This window comes from Actinomadura sp. NPDC048394, assembly GCF_040651755.1.
Classification (GTDB): domain Bacteria; phylum Actinomycetota; class Actinomycetes; order Streptosporangiales; family Streptosporangiaceae; genus Spirillospora; species Spirillospora montaniterrae.
Window position 1 is genome coordinate 1 of the sequence record NZ_JBEZJL010000083.1, and the last position, 20,404, is coordinate 20,404.

19 protein-coding genes are annotated in these 20,404 nt (G+C 73.8%); 10 read left to right on the forward strand and 9 right to left on the reverse strand.

Translation table 11 applies throughout. The annotated features are described in order from the left end of the window. Window positions 1–459 precede the first annotated feature (459 nt). The 4 genes from AB0C78_RS41250 to AB0C78_RS41265 all read left to right on the forward strand — a co-directional run bounded on the left by AB0C78_RS41250 (window position 460) and on the right by AB0C78_RS41265 (window position 4,676). Window positions 460–1,710 (forward strand): helix-turn-helix transcriptional regulator, encoded by a 1,251-nt coding sequence (locus AB0C78_RS41250; RefSeq protein WP_360759063.1) that lies wholly within the window; start codon window positions 460–462, stop codon window positions 1,708–1,710. Window positions 1,711–1,995: 285 nt separating this feature from the next. Next, window positions 1,996–2,871: a peptidoglycan-binding domain-containing protein gene (locus AB0C78_RS41255; RefSeq protein ID WP_360759065.1), complete on the forward strand. Its 876-nt coding sequence runs from the start codon at window positions 1,996–1,998 to the stop codon at window positions 2,869–2,871. 55 nt (window positions 2,872–2,926) lie between these two features. After that, on the forward strand, window positions 2,927–3,733 hold the full coding sequence (locus AB0C78_RS41260) for a CHAP domain-containing protein (protein WP_360759067.1): 807 nt from the start codon (window positions 2,927–2,929) through the stop codon (window positions 3,731–3,733). Window positions 3,734–3,752: 19 nt separating this feature from the next. After that, the gene (locus tag AB0C78_RS41265; protein WP_360759069.1) at window positions 3,753–4,676 is read left to right on the forward strand and encodes a SpoIID/LytB domain-containing protein; all 924 of its coding nucleotides are present in this window, start codon (window positions 3,753–3,755) and stop codon (window positions 4,674–4,676) included. Between the two features lie 64 nt (window positions 4,677–4,740). Here AB0C78_RS41265 and AB0C78_RS41270 read toward each other — a convergent pair whose 3' ends face one another. Both AB0C78_RS41270 and AB0C78_RS41275 read right to left on the reverse strand, forming a co-directional pair. Beyond that, entirely contained in the window at window positions 4,741–5,742 is a 1,002-nt protein-coding gene (locus AB0C78_RS41270; RefSeq protein WP_360759071.1) for a hypothetical protein, read from the reverse strand. Beyond that, the gene (locus AB0C78_RS41275; RefSeq protein ID WP_360759073.1) at window positions 5,739–6,329 is read right to left on the reverse strand and encodes a sigma-70 family RNA polymerase sigma factor; all 591 of its coding nucleotides are present in this window, start codon (window positions 6,327–6,329) and stop codon (window positions 5,739–5,741) included. Before AB0C78_RS41275 ends, AB0C78_RS41270 begins: the two co-directional genes overlap by 4 nt. A gap of 126 nt (window positions 6,330–6,455) precedes the next feature. Here AB0C78_RS41275 and lexA point away from each other — a divergent pair, with 126 nt between their 5' ends. Continuing rightward, window positions 6,456–7,127, forward strand: coding sequence for a transcriptional repressor LexA (gene lexA, locus AB0C78_RS41280; protein ID WP_360759150.1), 672 nt, complete (start codon window positions 6,456–6,458; stop codon window positions 7,125–7,127). 10 nt (window positions 7,128–7,137) lie between these two features. On the opposite strand, the gene AB0C78_RS41285 is transcribed toward lexA, so the two are convergent. The 3 genes from AB0C78_RS41285 to AB0C78_RS41295 all read right to left on the reverse strand — a co-directional run bounded on the left by AB0C78_RS41285 (window position 7,138) and on the right by AB0C78_RS41295 (window position 12,352). Continuing rightward, a complete protein-coding gene (locus AB0C78_RS41285; protein ID WP_360759075.1) occupies window positions 7,138–8,694 on the reverse strand; it encodes an AMP-binding protein in 1,557 nt (518 codons plus the stop codon). Beyond that, window positions 8,691–10,409, reverse strand: a complete 1,719-nt coding sequence (locus tag AB0C78_RS41290; protein ID WP_360759077.1) for an amidohydrolase family protein — start codon at window positions 10,407–10,409, stop codon at window positions 8,691–8,693. Before AB0C78_RS41290 ends, AB0C78_RS41285 begins: the two co-directional genes overlap by 4 nt. A gap of 143 nt (window positions 10,410–10,552) precedes the next feature. Continuing rightward, window positions 10,553–12,352, reverse strand: a complete 1,800-nt coding sequence (locus AB0C78_RS41295) for an alpha/beta fold hydrolase (protein ID WP_360759079.1) — start codon at window positions 12,350–12,352, stop codon at window positions 10,553–10,555. Between the two features lie 294 nt (window positions 12,353–12,646). Between AB0C78_RS41295 and rox the strand changes: the two genes are divergently transcribed. Further along, window positions 12,647–14,065 (forward strand): rifampin monooxygenase, encoded by a 1,419-nt coding sequence (rox, locus tag AB0C78_RS41300; protein ID WP_360759081.1) that lies wholly within the window; start codon window positions 12,647–12,649, stop codon window positions 14,063–14,065. A 46-nt stretch (window positions 14,066–14,111) separates the two neighbouring features. On the opposite strand, the gene AB0C78_RS41305 is transcribed toward rox, so the two are convergent. Beyond that, window positions 14,112–14,957, reverse strand: a complete 846-nt coding sequence (locus AB0C78_RS41305; protein ID WP_360759083.1) for an NAD(P)H-binding protein — start codon at window positions 14,955–14,957, stop codon at window positions 14,112–14,114. A gap of 118 nt (window positions 14,958–15,075) precedes the next feature. On the opposite strand from AB0C78_RS41305, the gene AB0C78_RS41310 reads away from it, so the two are divergent. Continuing rightward, window positions 15,076–15,453, forward strand: a complete 378-nt coding sequence (locus tag AB0C78_RS41310; protein ID WP_360759085.1) for a helix-turn-helix domain-containing protein — start codon at window positions 15,076–15,078, stop codon at window positions 15,451–15,453. Window positions 15,454–15,465: 12 nt separating this feature from the next. Here AB0C78_RS41310 and AB0C78_RS41315 read toward each other — a convergent pair whose 3' ends face one another. Beyond that, window positions 15,466–16,008: an SMI1/KNR4 family protein gene (locus tag AB0C78_RS41315; protein WP_360759087.1), complete on the reverse strand. Its 543-nt coding sequence runs from the start codon at window positions 16,006–16,008 to the stop codon at window positions 15,466–15,468. Window positions 16,009–16,090: 82 nt separating this feature from the next. Between AB0C78_RS41315 and AB0C78_RS41320 the strand changes: the two genes are divergently transcribed. After that, entirely contained in the window at window positions 16,091–16,870 is a 780-nt protein-coding gene (locus tag AB0C78_RS41320; RefSeq protein ID WP_360759089.1) for a methylenetetrahydrofolate reductase, read from the forward strand. A 5-nt stretch (window positions 16,871–16,875) separates the two neighbouring features. Next, window positions 16,876–17,742: an NUDIX domain-containing protein gene (locus AB0C78_RS41325; RefSeq protein WP_360759091.1), complete on the forward strand. Its 867-nt coding sequence runs from the start codon at window positions 16,876–16,878 to the stop codon at window positions 17,740–17,742. Here AB0C78_RS41325 and AB0C78_RS41330 read toward each other — a convergent pair. Further along, a complete protein-coding gene (locus AB0C78_RS41330; protein WP_360759093.1) occupies window positions 17,739–18,536 on the reverse strand; it encodes a helix-turn-helix transcriptional regulator in 798 nt (265 codons plus the stop codon). The two genes, AB0C78_RS41325 and AB0C78_RS41330, sit on opposite strands and share 4 nt — an antisense overlap. Before the next feature lie 92 nt (window positions 18,537–18,628). Here AB0C78_RS41330 and AB0C78_RS41335 point away from each other — a divergent pair, with 92 nt between their 5' ends. After that, entirely contained in the window at window positions 18,629–19,609 is a 981-nt protein-coding gene (locus tag AB0C78_RS41335) for a zinc-binding dehydrogenase (protein WP_360759095.1), read from the forward strand. Window positions 19,610–19,671: 62 nt separating this feature from the next. On the opposite strand, the gene AB0C78_RS41340 is transcribed toward AB0C78_RS41335, so the two are convergent. Next, window positions 19,672–20,322 carry a TetR/AcrR family transcriptional regulator gene (locus AB0C78_RS41340; protein WP_360759097.1) on the reverse strand — a complete coding sequence of 217 codons (651 nt, stop codon included), beginning with the start codon at window positions 20,320–20,322 and terminating at the stop codon, window positions 19,672–19,674. Between the last annotated feature and the right edge of the window lie 82 nt (window positions 20,323–20,404).

Sequence of the window (20,404 nt, forward strand, 5' to 3'; positions counted from 1 at the left end):
GCGCCCCGCCGCGCTCGCCCGGCTCCCCCGCCCCCCCGCCGGCGGGGCCCCCCGGCTGCGCCCCCCGCGCGGGCGCCCGGCGGGGCCCCGGGCGGACCTCCCCGGCCCCGCGGCCGGGGAGGTCTGGACAGATCGTCGCACCGGTTCTACTTTGTTCACGATCGCTCTAGGACCGATGGCGGAGCGGAGGTCAATGGTGAGCTGAGATCGTGGCGATTGCCAGGAAAATCGATCCAACGCACCCTGACCATGGGCTCCCGCAATGGCTGACGAATCGCAGAACGACCCGCCTACCATTCCGCCACCGGCCGTTGCCGGCGCGTTAAGCCGCCGGCCCCTGCGGTTTCCCGGATAGGGCCGGTACATTGACCGCGGCAGTAAGTCGCCGGAAGAAGCGGCGCCCATCCGACATCGCCCCCGCGCGTGCGGCCGCGCGGGCACCCCTGGCTGGACGGTTGCATGGCTCGTCGTGAACGCCCGCTGGACCCGGCGGCCGGCCCGCTGGAGTCGTTCGCGCACGATCTCCGCGCGCTGCGGATGTCCGCGGGCGAACCGACCTACCGCCAATTGGCGCAACTCGCCGGATACAGCGCCTCGACGTTGTCGGAAGCCGCCAGCGGCGTCCGGTTGCCGACGTTATCGGTGACGCTCGCTTTCGTCGGCGCGTGCGACGGCGATACCGGCGAGTGGGAGCGCCGCTGGAAAGAAGTCCACGACGCCGTGCAGGCCGCGGAGGACGCGGAGGACGCGGCGCCCGACCCGGAAGAAGACGACGCGGGCGGAGAGGCCGTCGTCAAGCGCGAGATCCTGCGTCCGGAAGTGCCGAAAGAACCCGCGCCCGAACCGGTGCCCCGCGAATTCCATTCCATCGTCATCGGCCCCGCCGCGACCGGCGGGCGGACCAGGCGGAACGCCGCCGCGATCACCGCGGCGTGCCTTCTCGCCGCCGGGCTGTTCGTCGTCGGGCTGAGCGTCGGCGGGCGGGACGGTGGCCACATGAACATGGGCGGCTGCCCCATGCCGGCGAAGAACCCGAAGTTCACCGCCACCGCGTACGGCGACGGGGCGCACGTCCGGTCCGGCGCCGCCCTCGACCGCCCGGAGGTGGCGACGTACCCGGCGGGATGCGTGATCGCGTTCACCGGGTTCTGCATCGGCGCGAAGGTCACCGACCGGACGGCGGGCATCCCGGACAGCCGCTGGTTCGTCCTGCCGGACGGCCGCGTCGTCGCCTCCGCCGTCGTGCACGGCAACCCGCCCGCCCACCTCGCGCCGACCGGGTGCGCCGGGGCGCTGCCCGCGCCGAAACGGCTGACGCTGAAGGCCATCGGCGCGCCCTCGCGGGATCCCCGGGTCGTGCTCACCGCGGCAGGCCCGGACCTGCAGATCGTGGGCTTCGCCGCCTACTACGCGGCCGACCCCGGCAGCCCGGAGCTCCGCCTGTGGCACCAGATCGGGCTGACCGGCGACGCCGCGTCCGGCCTGTCGGTCACCTGGCGGCCCGACCGGCTCCCCGCCCCCGTCCACCCCGGCGACCGCGTCCCGGTCGCGGCGGTCGCCTGCTTCGGCGGCGGCGCCCCGGGCGAGGCGGCGGCCGTCGCGTCGCTGCGGCTGCCCGGCCCGCACGACGCGGCGTCGCTGGCGTCGCCGTCCCCGACGGTCGACGCGTCGGCGCGCGAGGCGGCCTGCAAGTACCCCAGCGCCTCCTGACCGGACGCGCCGCCCGCGCGGCCGCCCGGCGTCCACGGCCCCCGGCGGTGGACTTCCCGCCGCGGCCGTACAACGCCGTGTCAATAGGGCCACCAACCCCGGCCCGTCCGCCGGCACCCTCTCTGACCTGCCCGTACAGCAGCCGGCCCGATGGTCCGGACAGGCTCCGGCGGGCCGGATGTACGGCGCTGATTGATCTCTCTCGGCGGGTGTGTCGATCAATCAATGGGGCCGGTAGCAACGAGAGGCGACGAGCCGAGTCGACCCCACGGAAGGACGCACCGCATGAAGCTGACGAGGACCCGGGCCGCCATCACCGGGCTGCTCGCGACCGTCGCGGTCACGGGCGGCCTGGCGGCGGGCGCGGTGCAGGCGTCCGCCGCCCCGCACGCCGCGCCCGCCGCCGCGCCCGCCGCCCTGCCCGCCGTCAACATGGAGGCCACCGTCCTCGCCGCGCAGATCGACCCGCGGCGCGCCGACGACACGCTCACCCCGGGCGCGAAGGCGTCCGTCCTCGCCGTCGAGCAGGCGCTGCAGGCCAGGAACCTCCTGGACGCCCGCTGGGTGGACGGCTACTTCGGCACCGAGACCGTCGCGGCATACGCGGCCTACCAGCGCTCCCTCGGATACAGCGGCCTCGCCGCGAACGGGCTGCCGGGCGCGACGTCGCTCGCCAAGCTCGGGGAGAACCGCTACACCGTCACCAACAAGATCAGCCCGGGCGCGAAGGTGCAGCGCGACGGGTACACGGTCGACGCCCGCACGCAGGCGATGCTCGCCGAGGCCGAACGCCTGCTCGGCTTCAAGATCGTCCTGTCGCAGGGCTCCTACAACCCCGGCGGCGACCCGTCGTCCGCCGGCACCCACGACGGCGGCGGAGTCGTCGACATCAGCGTCACCGGGATGTCCGCCGCCACCCGCACGTCCGTGGCGCGCGCGCTGCGCCAGGTCGGGTTCGCGGCGTGGGTCCGCAACCCGAACCAGGGCGACTGGCCCTGGCACATCCACGCCGCGGCGATCAACGACACCGACCTGTCCAGCCAGGCGCAGCACCAGACGGGCGACTACTACCTCGGCCTCAACGGCCTGGCCGACCGGGGCGCGGACGACGGGCCGCGCGTCCCGATCCAGACCTGGGAGGAGTACCAGCGCACCCACTGACCGGGCGCGCCCACCGGGCCAGGCATCTCCACACCCCCTATCGAAAGAGGAGACCATGCCGCACCTGAAGAAGACCCTGACGTTCGCCGGCGCAGCGCTGGCCCTCACCGCCCCCCTGGTGGCCTCCGTTTCGCCCGCTTACGCGGCGGGCCGCGACGGGGTCTGCGACAGCGGTGAGTTCTGCTACTACTACAACAGCAACGAGGCCGGTTCGATCTCCGACTTCACCACCTCGATCGGCGACTACGGCACCACCCAGCCCTCCTGCTACGACTTCAAGAGCGCCGGAAGCGGCCAGGGCGTCTGCGTGAAGAACAACGCGGCGTCGGTGTGGAACCGCACGAGCCACACGGTGCGGGTCTACTACAACAGCAATTACGGCGGCGCCTACCAGGACTTCGCGGCCGGCGCGAAGGGCAACCTGAACACCACGCTGAAGAACAACAACGCCTCGCACCAGATCCTCGACGGGTCGGGGCAGACGCCGCGCAACGACTACGACGGGAACGCGCGCGGGTTCGCGCAGAACAACTGCACCGCGTTCGCGGCGTGGCGGATCGCGAGCCGGCTCGGCGTCCCGAACTTCTCCAACTCGTGGAAGACCACCTGGGGCAACGCGGGCACCTGGGACGACGCCGCCCGCCGGGTCGGCGTGACGGTCAACAAGACCCCGTCCGTCGGCGCGATCGCCGTCAACGACGTCCACAAGGTCGGCCACGTCGCCTACGTGAACAGGGTCTACTCCGACGGCTCGTTCGACGTCGAGGAGTACAACTGGAACAACCCGCTCGCCTACGGCACGCGTTCGCACGTGCACGTGAGCACCGCCCAGGCCGACTTCCAGTGGATGCTCCACTTCTGAGAGGCGGCCGGAAATGGCGATGCGCGCACGAGTGGCCGGCCTGCTGACCGCCGTGGTGACGGTGCTGGCCGGAGTCGTGGTGGTGGCCGGACCGGCGTCCGCGGCGTCCCGTGACGGGGCCTGCGACAGCGGCGAGTTCTGCTACTACTTCAACAGCGACGAGGCCGGTTCGGTCTCCGACTTCACCAGCTCCCTGGACGACTACGGGACGACCCAGCCGACCTGCTACGAATTCAAGGGCGCCGGGAACGGTCAGGGCGTCTGCGTGAAGAACAACGCGGCGTCGGTGTGGAACCGCACGAGCCACACGGTGCGGGTCTACTACAACAGCAACTACGCGGGTGCCTACCAGGACTTCGCCGCCGGGGCGAAAGGCAACCTGAACGCGACGCTGAAGAACAACAACGCCTCGCACCAGATCCTGGTGTCGCAGCCCAGCGGGTGCAAGACCGACGGGTCCAACACCACGCTGCCGTCCTCGATCCTGGTGTACCGCGTGAGCCTCGGCCGCGTGGACCGGGTGGACTTCAAGACCTACGTCAAGAACGTCCTCCCGAACGAGTGGATCTCGAGCTGGCCGAGCGCCTCGCTGGACGCCGGGGCGATGGCCGTCAAGAGCTACGCCTGGTACTGGGCGCTGCACTCGACCCGGAAGACCTCGGGCGGCGCGTGCTACGACGTCCGGGACGACACGGGCGACCAGGTGTACCGGCCGTCCTCGGCGGTGTCGTCGACGTCCGCGGCCGTCGACCGTACGTGGTCGACGCGGATGACCCGCAGCGGCAACATCCTGATCGCGCACTACTGCTCCACCACGACCGCCTGCGGCGCCTGGGTGGACGGGAACTGGATGTCGCAGTACGGCTCGCGTGACATGGCGAACGCCGGCTCGGACTTCCGGGCGATCCTCCGCCACTACTACCGGGACATCGTCCTGTCCTGACGCTCTCCCGCTCGCGGCGGGGCACCGGCGATCCGGCCGGCGCCCCGCCGCTTCGCGTCCGGGGTCAGCCGTGCGCGGCGGTCGGCGACGGCGACGGCGACGGCGCCGCCGGGCCGTCCGCCGGCTCCTCGGTCGGCTCGGGGCCGACGAAGAGCATCACCTGGCCGTCCGCCCACGGGACGGCGTCGTGGACGTACCAGTTCCCCGGCACCTGCCCCGGGTAGCGGACCTGGCTCTCGTTGCCCACCATCACCCGGTACTCGGGGACGGTGATGTTCCGCTTCTTCAGCGCCGCCAGCACCTCGGACACGTGCCGCTTGCGGTACACCATCCCGTGCATGGCCTCGCCGCGCGCGTCCGCCTGGGCGGTGCTCTCGTATTGCTCGCCGTGCCGCGCCGCGCGCCCGAACACGATCGTCGCGGTGCCCGTGTAGCCCTCCCGGATCCGGACGCCCACCGTGCAGTCGTCCCCGCCGCTCGCGACCTCGCAGGCCCCCTTGACGCGGATCTCGGTGACGTCGTCGGGACGTGCCGTGGCGCCGGTGTCCTCCATCACGACGGTGCCCACGATCGACGGCGAGACGGGCACCAGGCTCAGGTTGACGTGCAGCCCGTGCGCGGCGAACTCCTGCTTGTACCGCGCCGGGTCGGCGTATGGGTCGCGGATCCGCACGTCGATGTAGCGGCCCTTGCGGGTGAAGCTGAGCGCGGCGGCGAGCTGCACCCGCGCGTGCGTGCCCGCGGTCGGTGCGCTGCCGGACGGCGCGGGCCGCCCCGGAGCGCCGGAGCCCCCGGACTGCCCGGCGAGCACGGCGGCGACCGCCGCCGCGGCGACCCCCGTGGCCAGCAGCGGAAGCCCGATCGCGAGGCGGCGGCGCGCGCGGCGCGGGGCCGTGACGGCGTCGGGCCCGGCGGCGGGCCCGGCGGCGGGCTCGGCGGCCTCGGCGGGCGCGGCGGTGATCCGTCCGGCCAGGTCGGCGGCCGCCTCGTCGGAGAGCAGCTCGGCGGCGCGGGCGTCGGTGACGGTGGCGAGGCGGCCGATGAGCGGGTCGATGTCGTGGTTCATGCGCGTTCTCCGTTGATGACCGCTGCGGGCATGGCGTGGGCGTTCGGGGCCTGCGCCCCCTGCCGGTCCAGGGCGCGGGCGAACCGGCGGCGGGCCCGGTGCAGCCGGATCCGCACCGCGTTGCGCGAGCAGCCGAGCACCGCGGCGATCTCGCCGTGGTCCAGGCCCTCCCAGCCGACCAGCGACAGCAGCTCCCGGTCGTCGCCGGACAGCTCGCCGAACGCCGCGGCGATCGCGGCGAGCTCCCCGTCCGGCGGCGGGACGCGGTGCCCCGCGAGGTCGGTGCGCAGCCGTCCCGCGAGGTCGCCGACCAGCGCGGACCGGCGGCGCTCGCCCCGGTGGTGGTTCGCCAGCACGCGGCGCGCGACGCCGTACAGCCACAGCCGGGCCGCGTCGCCGGGAGGCACGTCGTCCAGCCGCCGCCAGGCGACCAGGAACGTCTCGGCGAGCACGTCGGCCGCGTCCTGCGGGTCGGCCGTGCGGCGCAGCGCGTAGCCGAGGATCCCGGCGCGGTGGGCCGCGTAGATGTGCTCGAAGCGGCGCCGCCGCTCATCGGGCGGGTGTGGTGCCTCCGGGCTGGCTGACACGTGACTTCCTCTCGCCGTACGGACCGGACGCCCACCACATGTCCGTCACAGCGCGAGCATTTCACCGCCCGCGGCCCGCCGCCCGGTGCCCGCGCCTTCCGCGCGGCCGGGCGCCGGACCTCTACAATTCCGCGGGTGGCCGCCTTTCACGATCATGATGCGTTCGAGGGCCTGGACGTCTCGGCCCTGCCTCCGCGCCAGCAGCGGATCCTGGCCACGATCCGGGACTGGGTCGTCCGGTACGGGTACCCGCCGAGCACCCGGCAGATCGGCGACGCCGTCGGGCTGCGGTCCGCGTCGTCGGTGTCGCGGCACCTCGCGAGCCTGGAGGACAAGGGCTTCCTGCGCCGGGGCGCGGCCGTGGCCCGCCCGATCGACGTGCGGTCCTTCCTGCGGGACGCCCCGGACGAGGCGCCCGCCGGCGACGCGGTGCCCGTCCCGGTCGTCGGCGACATCGCCGCCGGCGCGCCGATCACCGCCGAGCAGCACGCCGACGACGTCCTGGCGCTGCCCCGCGAGCTGGTCGGGCGCGGCACCGTGTTCGCGCTGCGGGTGCGCGGCGACTCGATGATCGACGCCGCGATCTGCGACGGCGACACCGTCGTGGTCCGGCAGCAGCCCGAGGCGCACTCGGGGCAGATCGTCGCCGCGATGATCGACGGCGAGGCCACCGTGAAGGTCTACCGGCGCCGCGGCGGGCACGTCCTCCTGGAGCCCCGCAACCCGGCGTACGACGTCATCGACGGCGACCGCGCGGTCATCCTGGGCATCGTCGTCTCGGTCCTCCGCAGCGTCTGAACCGGCACCCTCAGGGGGAGACGACGGTGCGGGCCCAGGCGTAGTCGGGCTTGCCGACGGGGGTGCGCCGCACGGCGTCCACGAAGCGGTAGAGGCGCGGCACCTTGTAGCCGGCGAGCCGCTCCCGGCAGTGCGCGATGAGCGCCTCCTCGCCGGCGGGCGTCCCGTCCGCCCAGGTCACGACGGCGGCGACGCGGTGCCCGAACCTCGGGTCGGCGGCGCCCACGACCACGGCGTCCGCGACGGACGGGTGGCCGCGCAGGACCGTCTCGACCTCCTCCGCGAACACCTTCTCGCCGCCGGTGTTGATGACCAGCAACCCGCGGCCGAGCAGCGTGACGGTGCCGTCGTCCTCGACGCGCGCGTGGTCGCCCTGCAGCGCCCACCGCGTGCCGTCCGGGTCCCGGACGAACGTCGCCGCGGTCTTCGCCTCGTCGCCCCAGTACGCGAGGGGGATGTGGCCGGTGCGGGCCACCAGCCCCTCGGCGCCGGGCGGCACCGGCCGCAGGTCGTCGCCGAGGACCGCGAAGCCGGCGGCGAGCCGGAAGCGGCCGTCGCCCTCGCTGACGCCCATCGCGCCGGTCTCGGTGCCGCCGAGGTTGTCGGAGATGTAGACGCCGGGCAGCGCGGCCGTCAGCCGCTCCTTGACCCCGGACGACAGCGGCGCGCCGCCCGACCCGAACCCGAAGATCTCCAGGTTCGGATGCCGGCCGGTGGCCAGCTCGTCCGCGACGGGCCCGGCCATCCCGTTGCCGACCAGCATGAACACCTGGCTGCGCTCGCGGGCGGCCAGCTCCAGCGCGGCCCGCGCGTCGAAGTGCCGCCCCGTCCACAGGATCGCTGTGCCGCCCGTGGTGAGCGCGATCAGCGTCATCCACTGGCCGCCGCCGTGCATCAGCGGGGCATGCACCTGGACGCGCAGCGGCTCCCGCTCCGCGCATCCGGCCAGCTCGTCCGGGTCCGAGATGACGGACCCGCCCCCGTAGGCGCCGCCGCCGAGGGCCGCGAAGAACAGGTCCTCCGACCTCCAGAGGACGCCCTTCGGCAGGCCGGTGGTGCCGCCGGTGTACAGCAGGTAGGGGTCGTCGGGCGAGCGCGGTCCGAAGTCCCGGCCGGGCGACGCGGCGGCCAGCGCCTTCTCGTACTCGGCGTCGGCGGGCGGCCCGTCGCCGTCGTCGATGGCGACGGTGTGCCGCAGCTCCGGCAGCCGTCCGCGGTCGACGCCGCCCAGCAGGGACCGTTCGGCGACCAGCGCGACGCAGCCCGCGTCGCCGAGCAGGTGCGCCAGCTCGCCGGCGACGTACCGGTAGTTGACGTTGACCGGCGCCGCGCGGAGCTTGAAGCAGGCGAGCATCGTCTCGACCCATTCCGCCCGGTTGTAGGCCAGGATCCCGACGTGGTCGCCCGGCCTCACGCCCGCGCCGGCGAGGTGGTGCGCCATGCGGTTCGCGCGCGCGTCCAGCTCCGCGTACGTCAGCCGGACAGCCCCCGCGACGAGCGCGGTGCGGTCCGGGCAGGCGTCGGCGACCACCTCGAAGAGGTCCGCGAGGTTGAGGCAGCGCGTCACGAACGCGCCCCCCGGACCAGCCGTCCCGGCAGCTCGCCGGTGTGCTCGCCGTCCGCGAAGACCTGCGTCCCGGAGACGAACGTGGCGAGGTACCCGTCGGCCCGCTGCACGAGCCGCCGCCCGCCCGCGGGCAGGTCGTACAGCATCTCGGGGCGGCGGTTCGCGACGCGGTCGAAGTCGATGAGGTTGAGGTCGGCCTTCTTGCCCGGCGCGATGACGCCGCGGTCCTCCAGCCCGTACAGCCGGGCCGTGTCGCGGGTCATCAGCCGCACGACATGCTCCAGCGGCAGCTTCTCGCCGCGCCGACGGTCCCGCGCCCAGTGGCTCAGCATGGTCGTGGGCAGAGACGCGTCGCAGATGAACCCGCAGTGCGCGCCGCCGTCGCCGAGCCCGAGCACCGCGCGCGGATGGGTGAGCATCTCGCGGACGGGGTCGAGGCTGCGCTCGGAGTAGTTCAGCAGCGGCAGCAGGAGCAGGTTGCGGCCCTCGTCCTCCAGCAGCAGGTCGTACAGCGTCTCCAGCGGGTCGCGCCCGGTCGCGGCGGCGCGGGCCGCGACCGACTCGTCCGGCGCGGGCTCGTAGTCGGGACGGTCGCCGTCCAGCGGGAACAGCCGGTCCAGGCAGCCGCGGACCATGGCGGCGAGCAGGTCCTCCTCGGGCGGCCGCTCGGCGAGGATCCGCGCGCGGACGTCCGGGTCCCGCATCCGCCTCACCCGCTCCGGCAGCGGCAGCAGCGCCAGCTCCGACACGTACGTCGGATGGTCGCCGAACGCGTGCAGCGTCTCCAGCCCGATCAGCATCCCGAACGGCCGGCCCGCCACCTGCGGATACAGGTGCGCGTCCGTTCCGGCCGACAGGCTCATCAGCTCGCGCCACAGGTCCGGCGCGGCGTCGACCTGCAGCAGCGCGAACGACACCGGGCGGCCGGTCGCCTCCGCGAGCCGCCGCATCCACCGGACCTCGTCCGGCGGGGCGTTGACGTCCTCGCCGGCGGCGCCGACGGGCGCGATCTCGTACACCCCGGCGCCCAGCTCGCGCAGCGCCTCGCCGATCCCGAACAGCTCGTCCTCGGCCGCGAACGTTCCGGGCACCGGCTCGCCGTCGATCGCGCGGTGCGCGAGCGTGCGGGACGTGGAGAAGCCCAGCGCCCCGGCCGCCACGCCCTCCTTGACGATCGCCTTCATCGCGGCGATGTCGTCGGCGGTGGCGGGCTCGTTGCGGGCGCCGCGCTCGCCCATCACGTACGCGCGGACGGCGCCGTGCGGGACCTGCGTGCCGAGATCCATGGTCCGGGGCGTGCGGTCCAGCGCGTCGAGGAACTGCGGGAAGCTCTCCCACTCCCAGGTGATGCCCTCGGCGAGCGCGCTGCCGGGGATGTCCTCGACGCCCTCCATCAGCCCGATCAGCCAGTCGTGCCGGTCCGGCCGGGCGGGGGCGAAGCCGACGCCGCAGTTGCCCATGACCGCCGTGGTGACGCCGTGCCAGGACGACGGCGCCAGGATCGGGTCCCAGGTGGCCTGCCCGTCGTAGTGGGTGTGGATGTCGACGAAGCCGGGGGTGAGGACCGCGCCGTCGGCGTCGACCGTGCGGCGGCCGGGGCCGGCGCCGGGGCCGACCGCGGTGATCCGGTCGCCGCTGACGGCGACGTCGGCGGGGTAGGGAGGGGCGCCGGTGCCGTCCACGACGCGGGCGTTCCTGATCACGAGATCGTCCATGGGGTCACTCCTCGCGGCGCGTCGGACCCTTTGAGACTTATGTCTAGATCGGCGTCTAGCCCCGAACAAGCGATTGGCCGGTTCCTGCCATCGTGCCGCCGCGCCTCACCCCCGGCAAGAGCCTCGGGCGACGGACCGGTGGCTCACGTGCCCTGGACGGCGCGGGCCACCTCCTCCGGATGCGTGATCTGCGGGTGGTGGCTCGCACCGGCGATGACCGTCACGGTGACCTGGGGAAGCGCGTCCAGCAGGGCGCGTCCCTCGGGCGTGAGCGGGTCGTCGGCGCCGACGATGACGTGCACGGGCCCCGCGTGGCGGCGCAGCCCGGCCGCGAGCTCGTCCCGCCAGCTCGGGTCCGCTGTTGCGGCGAGGAGCCGGGCGGCGGTGGCGGCGACGGTGCCGCGGCGCAGGTCCGCCGCACTCGACTCCAGTGCCGCCGCGTGCGCCGCCGTGCCGGTCAGCCGCATCGCCAGCGTCTCGGACGACACGCGGCGCAAGTACTGGCGGGTCAGCGATGCCCGGCGAGCGATGCCGGCGGGTGGTGCCTGCAAGAAGAACGGCGACACGAGGGTGAGCCGCTCGACCGCCTCCGGATGGGCGGCGGCGGCCTCGACGGCGGCCGCGGCGCCGATGGAATGCCCCACCAGATGCCGGGCACCGGTCTCTTTCACGAGTGCGGACAGCCAGGACGGCCAGTCGTCGCGGCGCCCCGCGCTCATCCCCAGGCCGGGAAGGTCGACGGCGCGGGCCCGGCCCAGCGCCGCGACGACCGGAGCCCAGGTGTCCGCGTTCACCGGCAGCCCCGGCAGGACCAGCGTCGGGGCGTCCGGTTCGCCGATCTCGAACGTCCGGACTCCGGCAGGCGCGATGAACCGCCGCCCGCCGGCCTCGGGCACGGGCTCGGCCTCGCCGAAGCGGTGCGCCGCCAGGTGGTCGGCCCAGCGGCGGATCGTCGTGGCGGCGTCCGGCATGGCCAGCCCGTGCCGCGCGGCGAACGCGGACGCCGAAGCCGTCGGGTAGCGGTCCTCCGACAGGAACGACAGGGTCTCGGGGTCGGCCTTGGTGAGCCGCTGCGGCAGGCGCCTGACCAGGGCCACCGGGATCCGCGCACGGGGCGCCTTGACCCGGTAGTGCTCCGCGACGAGCGCGAGCAGGTCCGGCAGCGCGGGCGTGCCGTCGTCCAGCGGCCAGTACGCGGTGCCCTCGGCGGCCTCGTCCTCCGGGATCAGCGTCATGAACCGGGCGAGGTAGTCGGCCGCGACCACCGGGACGAACGTCCGCGCGTTCCCCGGCACCGCCGCGAGCGAGCCCGTCCAGAGGTCCCGCAGGGTCGTCGCGAGCCCGAGGTACTGGTCGGACTCGCCGGTGGCGGCGTCCCCGATCACGCTCGGCGGGTTGACGATCGACCAGGGGACGCCGAGCCGCGCCGCCTCCGCCTGGAACACCGCGTCCGCCTCGGCCTTGGACGCCTCGTACGCGCCGAGCGCCCGGTACGTCGCGCGCCGCCGCTCCTCGCTCCACGGGGACGGGTCCTGCCCGCCGACGCGGTAGCCCGAGACGTGCACGAGGCGGCGCAGGCGCGGCAGGCGCGCCGCGAACGCGACGATCGCGCGCACGCCGTCGACGTTCGCGCGGCGCGCCTCGTCCGCCGGCATCCCGAACCGGTAGGCGCCCGCGCAGTTGTGGATCTCGGTGACGTCCTCGCAGCCGTCCTGGATCAGCGACGGTCCGGTGAAGTCGGCGCGCAGGTCGGCCGGGGGCTCGCCGTGCCCGTGCTCGTCCAGCCACCGGACGAGCCGCCGGTAGGACTCCGGGCTCCGGTTGGCCGTGCTGACCCGGGCGCCGGCCCGGCCGAGCGCGAGGACGAGGTGGCGCCCGATGAAGCCGGTCGCGCCGAACACCAGCGCGTGCCTGCCCGCGCCGTCTCTCCGAGAGCTGATCATGAGGTGATAGTAGACCGGTCTACCTATTCGTCAAGCGCGCGGGTGCCCGGCCCCGCCCCTCGGGGCGATGGAAATGGGGGTTTCCCGGCGCGCTCTCAGAAACAGAAAAGGCAGGGAGAACACATCTCCCTGCCACTATCAATCTATAGCGCACAGGGGGGCTTGCGGCAAGACCCCGGTCATACCGCAGAATCTACGGCCGGCCCCGGAACCTGCGGAAATCCGTACGCGCGCGTGCGGCGGAATCGCGCGGAACCGGACGGCCGGAAACGACCGCGATGAACGGGGGAATTCATGTTCGACGTGATCATTGCCGGTGGCGGCCCGGCCGGTATGATGCTGGCCGCCGAGCTGCGCCTGCACGGCGTGCGCGTCCTCGTCCTGGAGAAGAACGCCGAGCCCGCCCCGTACGTCCGGGCGCTCGGCATGCACGTCCGCACCATCGAGGTGATGGACCAGCGCGGCCTGCTGGACCGGTTCCTCGAGCACGGCCGCAAGTACCCGCTCGGCGGCTTCTTCGCCGGCATCACCAAGCCCGCGCCCGACGGCCTCGACACCACGCACCCCTACGTCCTCGGCATCGTGCAGACCATCACCGACCGGCTGCTGGAGGAGCACGCCGCCGAGTCCGGCGCCGAGATCCGGCGCGGCCGCGAGCTGACCGGGCTGAGCCAGGACGGCGACGGGGTGACCGCCGAGCTGGCCGACGGCACCCGGCTGCGCGCCCGCTACCTCGTCGGCTGCGACGGCGGCCGCAGCACCGTCCGCAAGCTGGCCGGCATCGGCTTCCCCGGCGAGCCCGCGAGCAGGGAGACGCTGGTCGGCGAGATGGAGGCGACCGCGGACCCCGAGACGGTCGCCGGCATCGTCGCGGAGATCCGCAAGACCGAGCTGTTCTTCGCCGCCGGGCGCCTCGAGAACGGCCTGTTCCGGGTCATCGTGCCCGCCGCGAGCGTGTCCGAGGACCGCACCGTCCCGCCGACCCTGGAGGAGTTCGCGCGGCAGCTGCGGGCGTACGCGGGCACCGACTTCGGCGTCCACTCCCCGCGCTGGCTGTCCCGGTTCACCGACGCCACCCGGCTCGCCGACCGCTACCGGGACGGCCGGGTCCTGCTGGCCGGCGACGCGGCGCACGTCCACCCGCCGCTCGGCGGGCAGGGCCTCAACCTCGGCGTCCAGGACGCGTTCAACCTCGGCTGGAAGCTCGCGGCCGAGGTCGGCGGCTGGGCGCCGGACGGCCTGCTCGACACCTACGGCGCCGAGCGCCGCCCGGTGGCCGCCGACGTGCTGACCAACACGCGCGCGCAGGGGGTGCTGATGTCCAACGAGCCGGGGCCGCGGGCCGTGCGCCGGCTGATGGCGGAGCTGATGGACTTCGAGGAGGTCAACCGCTACCTCGTCGAGAAGATCATCGCGATCGGGGTCCGCTACGACCTCGGCGGCGGGCACCCGCTCGTCGGCCGCCGGATGCGGGACACCGACCTCAAGCCCGGCCGCCTCTACGAGCTGATGCGCGACGGCCGCGGGCTGCTGCTCGACCGGACCGGCCTGCTCTCGGCCGCCGGATGGGAGGCGCGCGTCGGGCACGTCGTCGACGACCGCCTGGACGTGCCCGCCGCGCTCCTGCGGCCGGACGGGCACGTGGCGTGGGTCGGCGACGACCAGCACGACCTGCACGCTCACCTGCACCGATGGTTCGGCGCCGCCGCCTGAGCCGGCGCTCGGGGCGGCCCGTCCGGACGGGCCGCCCCTCCGCCCCTCAACGGAACGCCGCGACGTTGGCCCGCACCCAGTCCGCGTACGGCCGGGGCGCCCGTCCGAGCACCTTCTCGACGTCCGGGCTGACCCGCCGCTCGGCCGGGGTCGGCGAACCCAGGATCGCCAGGGTCGTCTCCGCCACGTCCGCCGGCATGAAGTCCAGCATCCGCGCCCGCGCCTCGTCCGGGGTCAGCTCCGCGAACCGGACCGGCTCGCCCAGCACCGCCCCGATCGCCTCCGCCTGCTCCCGCGGCGTGATCGCGGCCGGCCCGGTCAGCTCGTAGATCCGCCCGGCGTGCCCGTCCTCGCGCAGCGCCGCGGCGGCGACCTCCGCGATGTCCCGCGGGTCGACGGCCGGCAGCCCGACGTCGCCGAACGGCGCCGCGACGGTCCGCTCCGCGCGCACCGACGGGACCCAGGCGAAGCTGTTGGACGCGAAGTTGCCCGGCCGCAGGATCGTCCAGTCCAGGCCCGACCCGCGCACGGCCTCCTCGATCGCCAGCCCGAGGACGCCGTGCGACGCCGACTCCGGCCGCGTCGCCACCCCCAGCGAGGACAGCAGCACCACCCGCCGGACACCGCCCGCGCGGGCCGCGTCGAGGATCTCACCGAGATCCAGCAGGTGCGCGCTCGGGCCGCCGCTCTGCAGGAACAGGGCGTCGGCGCCGTCGAACACCGGGCGCAGGCTCGCGGCGTCGGCCAGGTCCGCCTTCCGGTGCTCGACCCCGTCGGGGACGTCCGCCTCCGTGACGCCCCGCGACGTCGCGATCACCTTCTCGCCCGCCGCCGCGAGCACCCGCACCAGCGCGCGGCCGACGTTCCCGGTCGCTCCGGTAACAACGATCATGGTCGGTCTCCTGCCGTCCATCCGCTCGAACGAGCGGTCCGTTCCGAACGCCGCCGACGCTAACATCCTGGATATAGTAGGTACCTAGAGGAAAGTGACTACCTCAGAGGGGATCCGCATGGCCGACATGGCATGGGACGCGGGGGCCGACCCGGAACAGGCCTGCCCCATCGCCCCCGTCGTCGACATCGTCTTCAGCCGGTGGACCACCCCGATCCTGTGGACCCTCCACCAGGACGGCCGGCAGCGCTTCGTCGAGCTGCAGCGGCGGATCGCCACGATCACCCCGAAGGTGCTGACCCAGCGCCTGCGGCAGCTCGAACGCGACGGCCTCGTCGTGCGCACCTACCACCCCGAGGTCCCGCCCCGGGTCGAGTACGAGATCAGCGACCTCGGCCGCAGCCTCGCGCCGCTCTTCGCCCACCTCGCCGAATGGGCGTCCGAGAACCTCGGAAAGGTCGATCAGGCCCGCGACGCCTACGACGGCGCCCGCTGAAAGGCCCGCCGCTCAGCGGCACATCGCGTCGATGTGGTCCGGGAAATGCGGGAATTCCGCCTGCGCGTCGCCGACGATCTCGGCGGGCGACCGGTCGCGGCCCGGCGCGTGGCGTTCGGCGATCGCGCGGAAGGCGCCGTTCGGTTCCGCCGCCGAGGCCGGGTCGTCGAACGCCTCGGCGGGCCCGAGCCCGGCCGCGAAGAGCCACAGCAGGTCCCCGAGGTCGCGGGCGAGCACCCCGCACTCGCCCTCCGAGCCGATGTAGACGACGGGCTGCGCCTCGATCGGCGCCCCGGGCCGCACCAGCCAGAAACCGGCGTAGTCACCGGCCCCGGTCTTGCCGAAGAAGCGGAACTCTGCGCCGTCGACCTCCGGATTGCCCGTCCACAGCCGGAACCACCACGCCGTCCGCCCGGGCTCCTCGAACCGCTCGAACGGCTCGAAGTCGCAGCCGCTGGCCTCGTCGGTCTCCTCGTCGTAATCCCACTCGAACCCGACCTCGACCACCGCGGCCAGCGAAGCGGGAAAAGCGAGCCCATCCGGAACATCCGCCACCCTGGAACCCTATTCGATCACCCGGCGGCGGAGCGATGGCCCGACCGGCGCCCACGCCCGCCATGGTCGGTAGGGTTCGGGGGTGGTCGTTGATGGTTTCGAAGTGATCTGCGAGATCGAGCCGCCCGTCCGGCCCGACCTGACGCGGGTGCGGCATCAGATCGGCGTGCTGAGCCCGGTCGCCGACTCGTTCCTGATCCCGGACAACCACATCGGCCGGGCGACGGTGTCGAGCGTGGCGGTCGCGCACGAGGTGCAGGCGATGGGCGCCTCGGGGATCGCGTGCCTGAACTCCCGCGACCGGAACCTGCTGGGATTCCGCCGCGACCTGCTCACGGCCGCGGCGTACGGGGTGGACCGGTTCCTGTTCGTCTACGGCGACAAGCCCACCGCGGGCGGCCGGACGAGCGAGCTGACCGTGCGCGCCATGATCGAGGAGACGCGCGCCGCGGCGGAGGACGCCGCGTTCGCGGGCCATGCGCCGTTCCGCGTCGGCGTCGCCTCCGGCCTGCGCCCGGTCCCCGCGTGGAAGACCCAGGCCGATTTCATGTTCGTCCAGGTCAGCTACTCGCTGGACACCCTGCTGCGCTGGCGGGACAGCGTCCGGCTGGACGTCCCGGTGTACGCGGGCGTGATGGTGCTGGCCAGCGCCGGCATGGCGCGCAACCTGGCCGCCGCGATCCCCGACATCGCCATCCCGGACGACCTCGTCGCGGCGGTCGAGCGCGACCGGGACGCGGGCGTCGACGCCGCGTGCGAGCACGTCCTGGCGATCCGCGACAGCGGCGCCTTCGACGGCGTCCACCTGGTACCGGTCAGCAGATACCGCCAAGTAGCCGCCCGCCTCGAACACCACTTCTGACCCCGATGCCACCGGACAGGGCGTCGGTACTGATCTACAACGACGCGGGCGAGTACCTCCTGCACCTGCGCGACGATGTGCCGGGGATCCTGGAGCCGGGATGCTGGTCGTTCCTCGGCGGTGGGCGCGAACCCGGCGACCGGTCCCTGGAGGAGACCGCGAGGCGGGAATTGAGGGAGGAAGCCGGGCTCGACCTTTCCCTGGTGCCCTTCGCCGTCGTCGGGGCGGACGACGGTGACGCGGCGGCGGTGGTGCAGGTCTTCGCGGGCCGCTGGAATGGTGATCCGGCCGCGCTGCGCCTGACGGAGGGCGTGATGCTGCACTGGTTCGTGCCGGAGGTGCTGCCGCGTCTGAGGGCGAGTGCCTCGACTGTGGAACTGGTCGGACGTCACGCCGAGCAGGTCCGCGGCTCCCTCGTGTCGCGGACGGCCGGGAGCGTGCCGAACATCGTCGGCGTGCACGCGTATCTCGAGAACCGCGACGGGCGGGTGCTGCTCGGCCTGCGCCATCCCGACAGCGCCTTCGGCGGCGGCATGCACCATTTCCTTGCGGGGCATTGCGAGCGGGAGAGCGCTCTTGCGTGCCTGGTGCGCGAAGCGGAGGAGGAGGCGGGCCTGTCGATCGACCCTCGCGATGCCGAGTTCGTCCACGCCGTCCACCTGCTGGACGCGCCCGGCGTGCAGCCGCGCCTTCAGCTGGTGTTCCGCGTCCGGCGCTGGGGCGGCGAGCCGGAGGTCCGGGAGCCGGACCGGTGTTTGAGCTGGGGTTGGTGGGATCCCCGTGAGCTTCCGGCGCGGACCGTGCCCTACACGCGCGCGGCCATTGCCGCGGTCGCGGAGGGGCGGCTCTACTCCGAGGCGGGCTGGGCCTAGGCCGGGCTACGACTGCCGTTCCTGCCGGTGCGGTAGCGGCCTGGGGTGGTGCCTAGGAGGGCGGTGAAGGCCGCGATGAAGCCGCTCGGGTTCGCCCAGCCGCAGGCGTAGGCGACGCGGGTCGTGTCGTGGCCGTCCGCCAGGAGGATGAGCGCGTGGTGGACGCGCAGCTGCGTGCGCCACTGGTAGAAGGTCATGCCGAGCTCGTTGTGGAAGAGCCGGCTGAGGGTGCGGGGGCTGGCTCCGATGCGGTGCCCGAGCTCGGCCAGCGGTGTGGTGTCCGCGGGGTCCTCGCGGAGCAGGCGGGTGATGGCGCGCAGGCGGTCGTCGCGCGGTTCGGGCAGTTGCAGCGGCTGCTCGGGCGCCTCGTGGAGCTCGTCGACGAGGACGCGCCGGAGCCGGGTGCGGGCGCCCGCGGGGCGGTCGTCGCGGTGCGGGCCGGTGAGGGCGAGCAGGATCTCGCGGGCGAGGTCGGAGACCAGGTAGACGGCGGGACGGTCGGGGACGAGCCGGGCGAGGGACGCGGGGAGGAAGACGATCCGCATGTCGGTGCTGCCGTGGGCGCGGTGCTGGTGGGTGAACCCGGCGGGGGTCCATGCGGCCCGGTTCGCGGGGACGATCGACGTGCCCTGTTCCGTGTGCACCGACAGGACGCCGCTGGCCGCGTAGACGAGGTGGCCGCGCGTGTGGGACTGCACCGAGCTGGCCTCGCCTGCGGGCCACAGGTGCGCGCCGCCGGACGGCCACAGGCGGGACGTCGGGCCGGACGGGGGAACTTGGCGGCCAACGGGCATCGGTTGGCATCCTACCGGTGGTCGGCCGCGCTGGATTCCGGTGAGAGTGGACGCATGAGCTGCGGTTTCTCCTCTGCGGAAGGTGATGGGCGATGAGCGCGACGATGCGGGCGGCCGTCTGCGTGAAGGCGGGCGGGCCGGAGGTGCTGGAGGTTCGGGACGTGCCGGTTCCGGTGGTCCGGGACGGGTGGAGCCTGGTGCGGGTGAAGGGCGCGGGCCTGAACCGGTCGGAGCTGCGGACCCGCCAGGGGCATTCGCCGAACGTGAGGTTCCCGCGCGTCCTCGGGATCGAGTGCGTGGGGACCGTGGCGGAGTCGACCGATCCCGCGCTGCCGGAAGGGACGACGGTCGCGGCGGTGATGGGGGAGATGGGGCGCGAGTTCGACGGCGGGTACGCGGAGTACGCGCTGCTGCCGAACGCGCTGCTGATGCCGGTCACCACGACGCTGCCCTGGGACGTCCTGGCCGCGCTGCCCGAGACGTACCTGACGGCGCAGGGCGCGCTCGATGCCCTGGGGGTGGGCGGCGGGCGGCTGCTGATCCGGGGCGGGACGTCGTCGGTGGGGATGGCGGCCCTGTCGATCGCGTCCGCCCACGGTGTCGAGACCGCGGCCACGACCCGGCGCAAGGACAGGATCGACGTGCTGACCGGGGCCGGTGCCGACCATGTGCTCGTCGACGCCGGCGGGTCGCTCGCCGACGACGTCCGGACGATCTGGCCCGACGGCCCGGACCACGTCCTCGACCTCGTCGGGGCCGCCACGGCGGTGGACTCGCTGCGCCTGGTCCGCCGCGGCGGGACGGTCTGCGTGGCGGGCTCGCTCAGCGGCTGGGCCATCCCGGACTTCCAGCCGGTGGCGATGATCCCGTCCGGGACGCGGCTCACGGCCTTCCATAGCGACGACCTCAAGGGCGACGCCGGCGCGGCGCTGCTGCAGCGGATCGTCCGGCAGGTCGAGGCGGGCGTGTACCGGCCCAACGTCGACCGCGTCGTCGGCCTGGAGGAGATCGCCGCGGCGCATCGTCACATGGAGGACGACCGGGCCACCGGGAAGGTCGTCATGATCCCGTAGCCGCCAGGGCAGGATCGCGTCGACCGATGTCGATGGCGGTGACCCTTGCCCGCCGCGGCATGTCAGCCCGCGTCGGCGCGCAGCGCGGCGGCCCGCGCTTCGCCGAGCGCGGCCATCGCCTCCGCGAGCAGCCGCATCTGGGCGGCGAGGTCGCGCTCGGGCTCGGCCTGCAGGGCGACGAAGGCGCCGTCGAACCCGGCGATGCCGAAGTAGTCCAGCTCGTCCGCGACGGCCTGCGCGATCTCCTCGCCCTCCGGCGCGAAGGACGCCGCGATCATCCGGTTCATGTGCGCGCGGCCGTCCTGCCGGACCTGTTCGATGATGCCGTCCACCTCGGCCTCGGCGGCCTCGGTGCTCATGATCAGCAGGAGGTGCAGGCGGAGGAATTCCGGGCGGGCGAGGAACACCTCGCCGGTGCGCAGCAGGTACCACGTCAGCCGCTCGCGCGGGGTGCCGCCCTCCGGGCCGCCCGCCTGCGCGCGCCGCATCGCCGCGAAGAACTCCTCGGCGCCGCGCGCCATGACCGCCGACAGCAGCCCCGCCTTGGAGCGGAAGTGGTGGTACACGGCGCTCTTCGGCAGGCCGGTCTCCCGGCTCAGCACCGACAGGGAGGTGGCGGCGTACCCGCGCTCGGCCATGATCCGGGCCGCGACGTCGAGGATCTCCTCCCGTGACCTGCGGCCACGGCGGTTCCCGATCGTCTCGTCCGCCACGCGTCGAAGCATAGAGGGCCCCGTCCGCCCTGCCCGCCCGGTCGATTCTGCACAGCGGAATTTCGTGGACAGCCTGGCGGAA

Bases quoted from the DNA above. Each gene is read 5' to 3' on its own strand.
- AB0C78_RS41250 (WP_360759063.1), top strand. From the start codon at position 460: ATGGCTCGTCGTGAACGCCCGCTGGACCCGGCGGCCGGCCCGCTGGAG.
- AB0C78_RS41255 (WP_360759065.1), top strand. From the start codon at position 1,996: ATGAAGCTGACGAGGACCCGGGCCGCCATCACCGGGCTGCTCGCGACC.
- AB0C78_RS41260 (WP_360759067.1), top strand. From the start codon at position 2,927: ATGCCGCACCTGAAGAAGACCCTGACGTTCGCCGGCGCAGCGCTGGCC.
- AB0C78_RS41265 (WP_360759069.1), top strand. From the start codon at position 3,753: ATGCGCGCACGAGTGGCCGGCCTGCTGACCGCCGTGGTGACGGTGCTG.
- AB0C78_RS41270 (WP_360759071.1), bottom strand. From the start codon at position 5,742: ATGAACCACGACATCGACCCGCTCATCGGCCGCCTCGCCACCGTCACC.
- AB0C78_RS41290 (WP_360759077.1), bottom strand. From the start codon at position 10,409: ATGGACGATCTCGTGATCAGGAACGCCCGCGTCGTGGACGGCACCGGC.
- AB0C78_RS41295 (WP_360759079.1), bottom strand. From the start codon at position 12,352: ATGATCAGCTCTCGGAGAGACGGCGCGGGCAGGCACGCGCTGGTGTTC.
- rox (WP_360759081.1), top strand. From the start codon at position 12,647: ATGTTCGACGTGATCATTGCCGGTGGCGGCCCGGCCGGTATGATGCTG.
- AB0C78_RS41305 (WP_360759083.1), bottom strand. From the start codon at position 14,957: ATGATCGTTGTTACCGGAGCGACCGGGAACGTCGGCCGCGCGCTGGTG.
- AB0C78_RS41310 (WP_360759085.1), top strand. From the start codon at position 15,076: ATGGCCGACATGGCATGGGACGCGGGGGCCGACCCGGAACAGGCCTGC.
- AB0C78_RS41325 (WP_360759091.1), top strand. From the start codon at position 16,876: ATGCCACCGGACAGGGCGTCGGTACTGATCTACAACGACGCGGGCGAG.
- AB0C78_RS41330 (WP_360759093.1), bottom strand. From the start codon at position 18,536: ATGCCCGTTGGCCGCCAAGTTCCCCCGTCCGGCCCGACGTCCCGCCTG.
- AB0C78_RS41335 (WP_360759095.1), top strand. From the start codon at position 18,629: ATGAGCGCGACGATGCGGGCGGCCGTCTGCGTGAAGGCGGGCGGGCCG.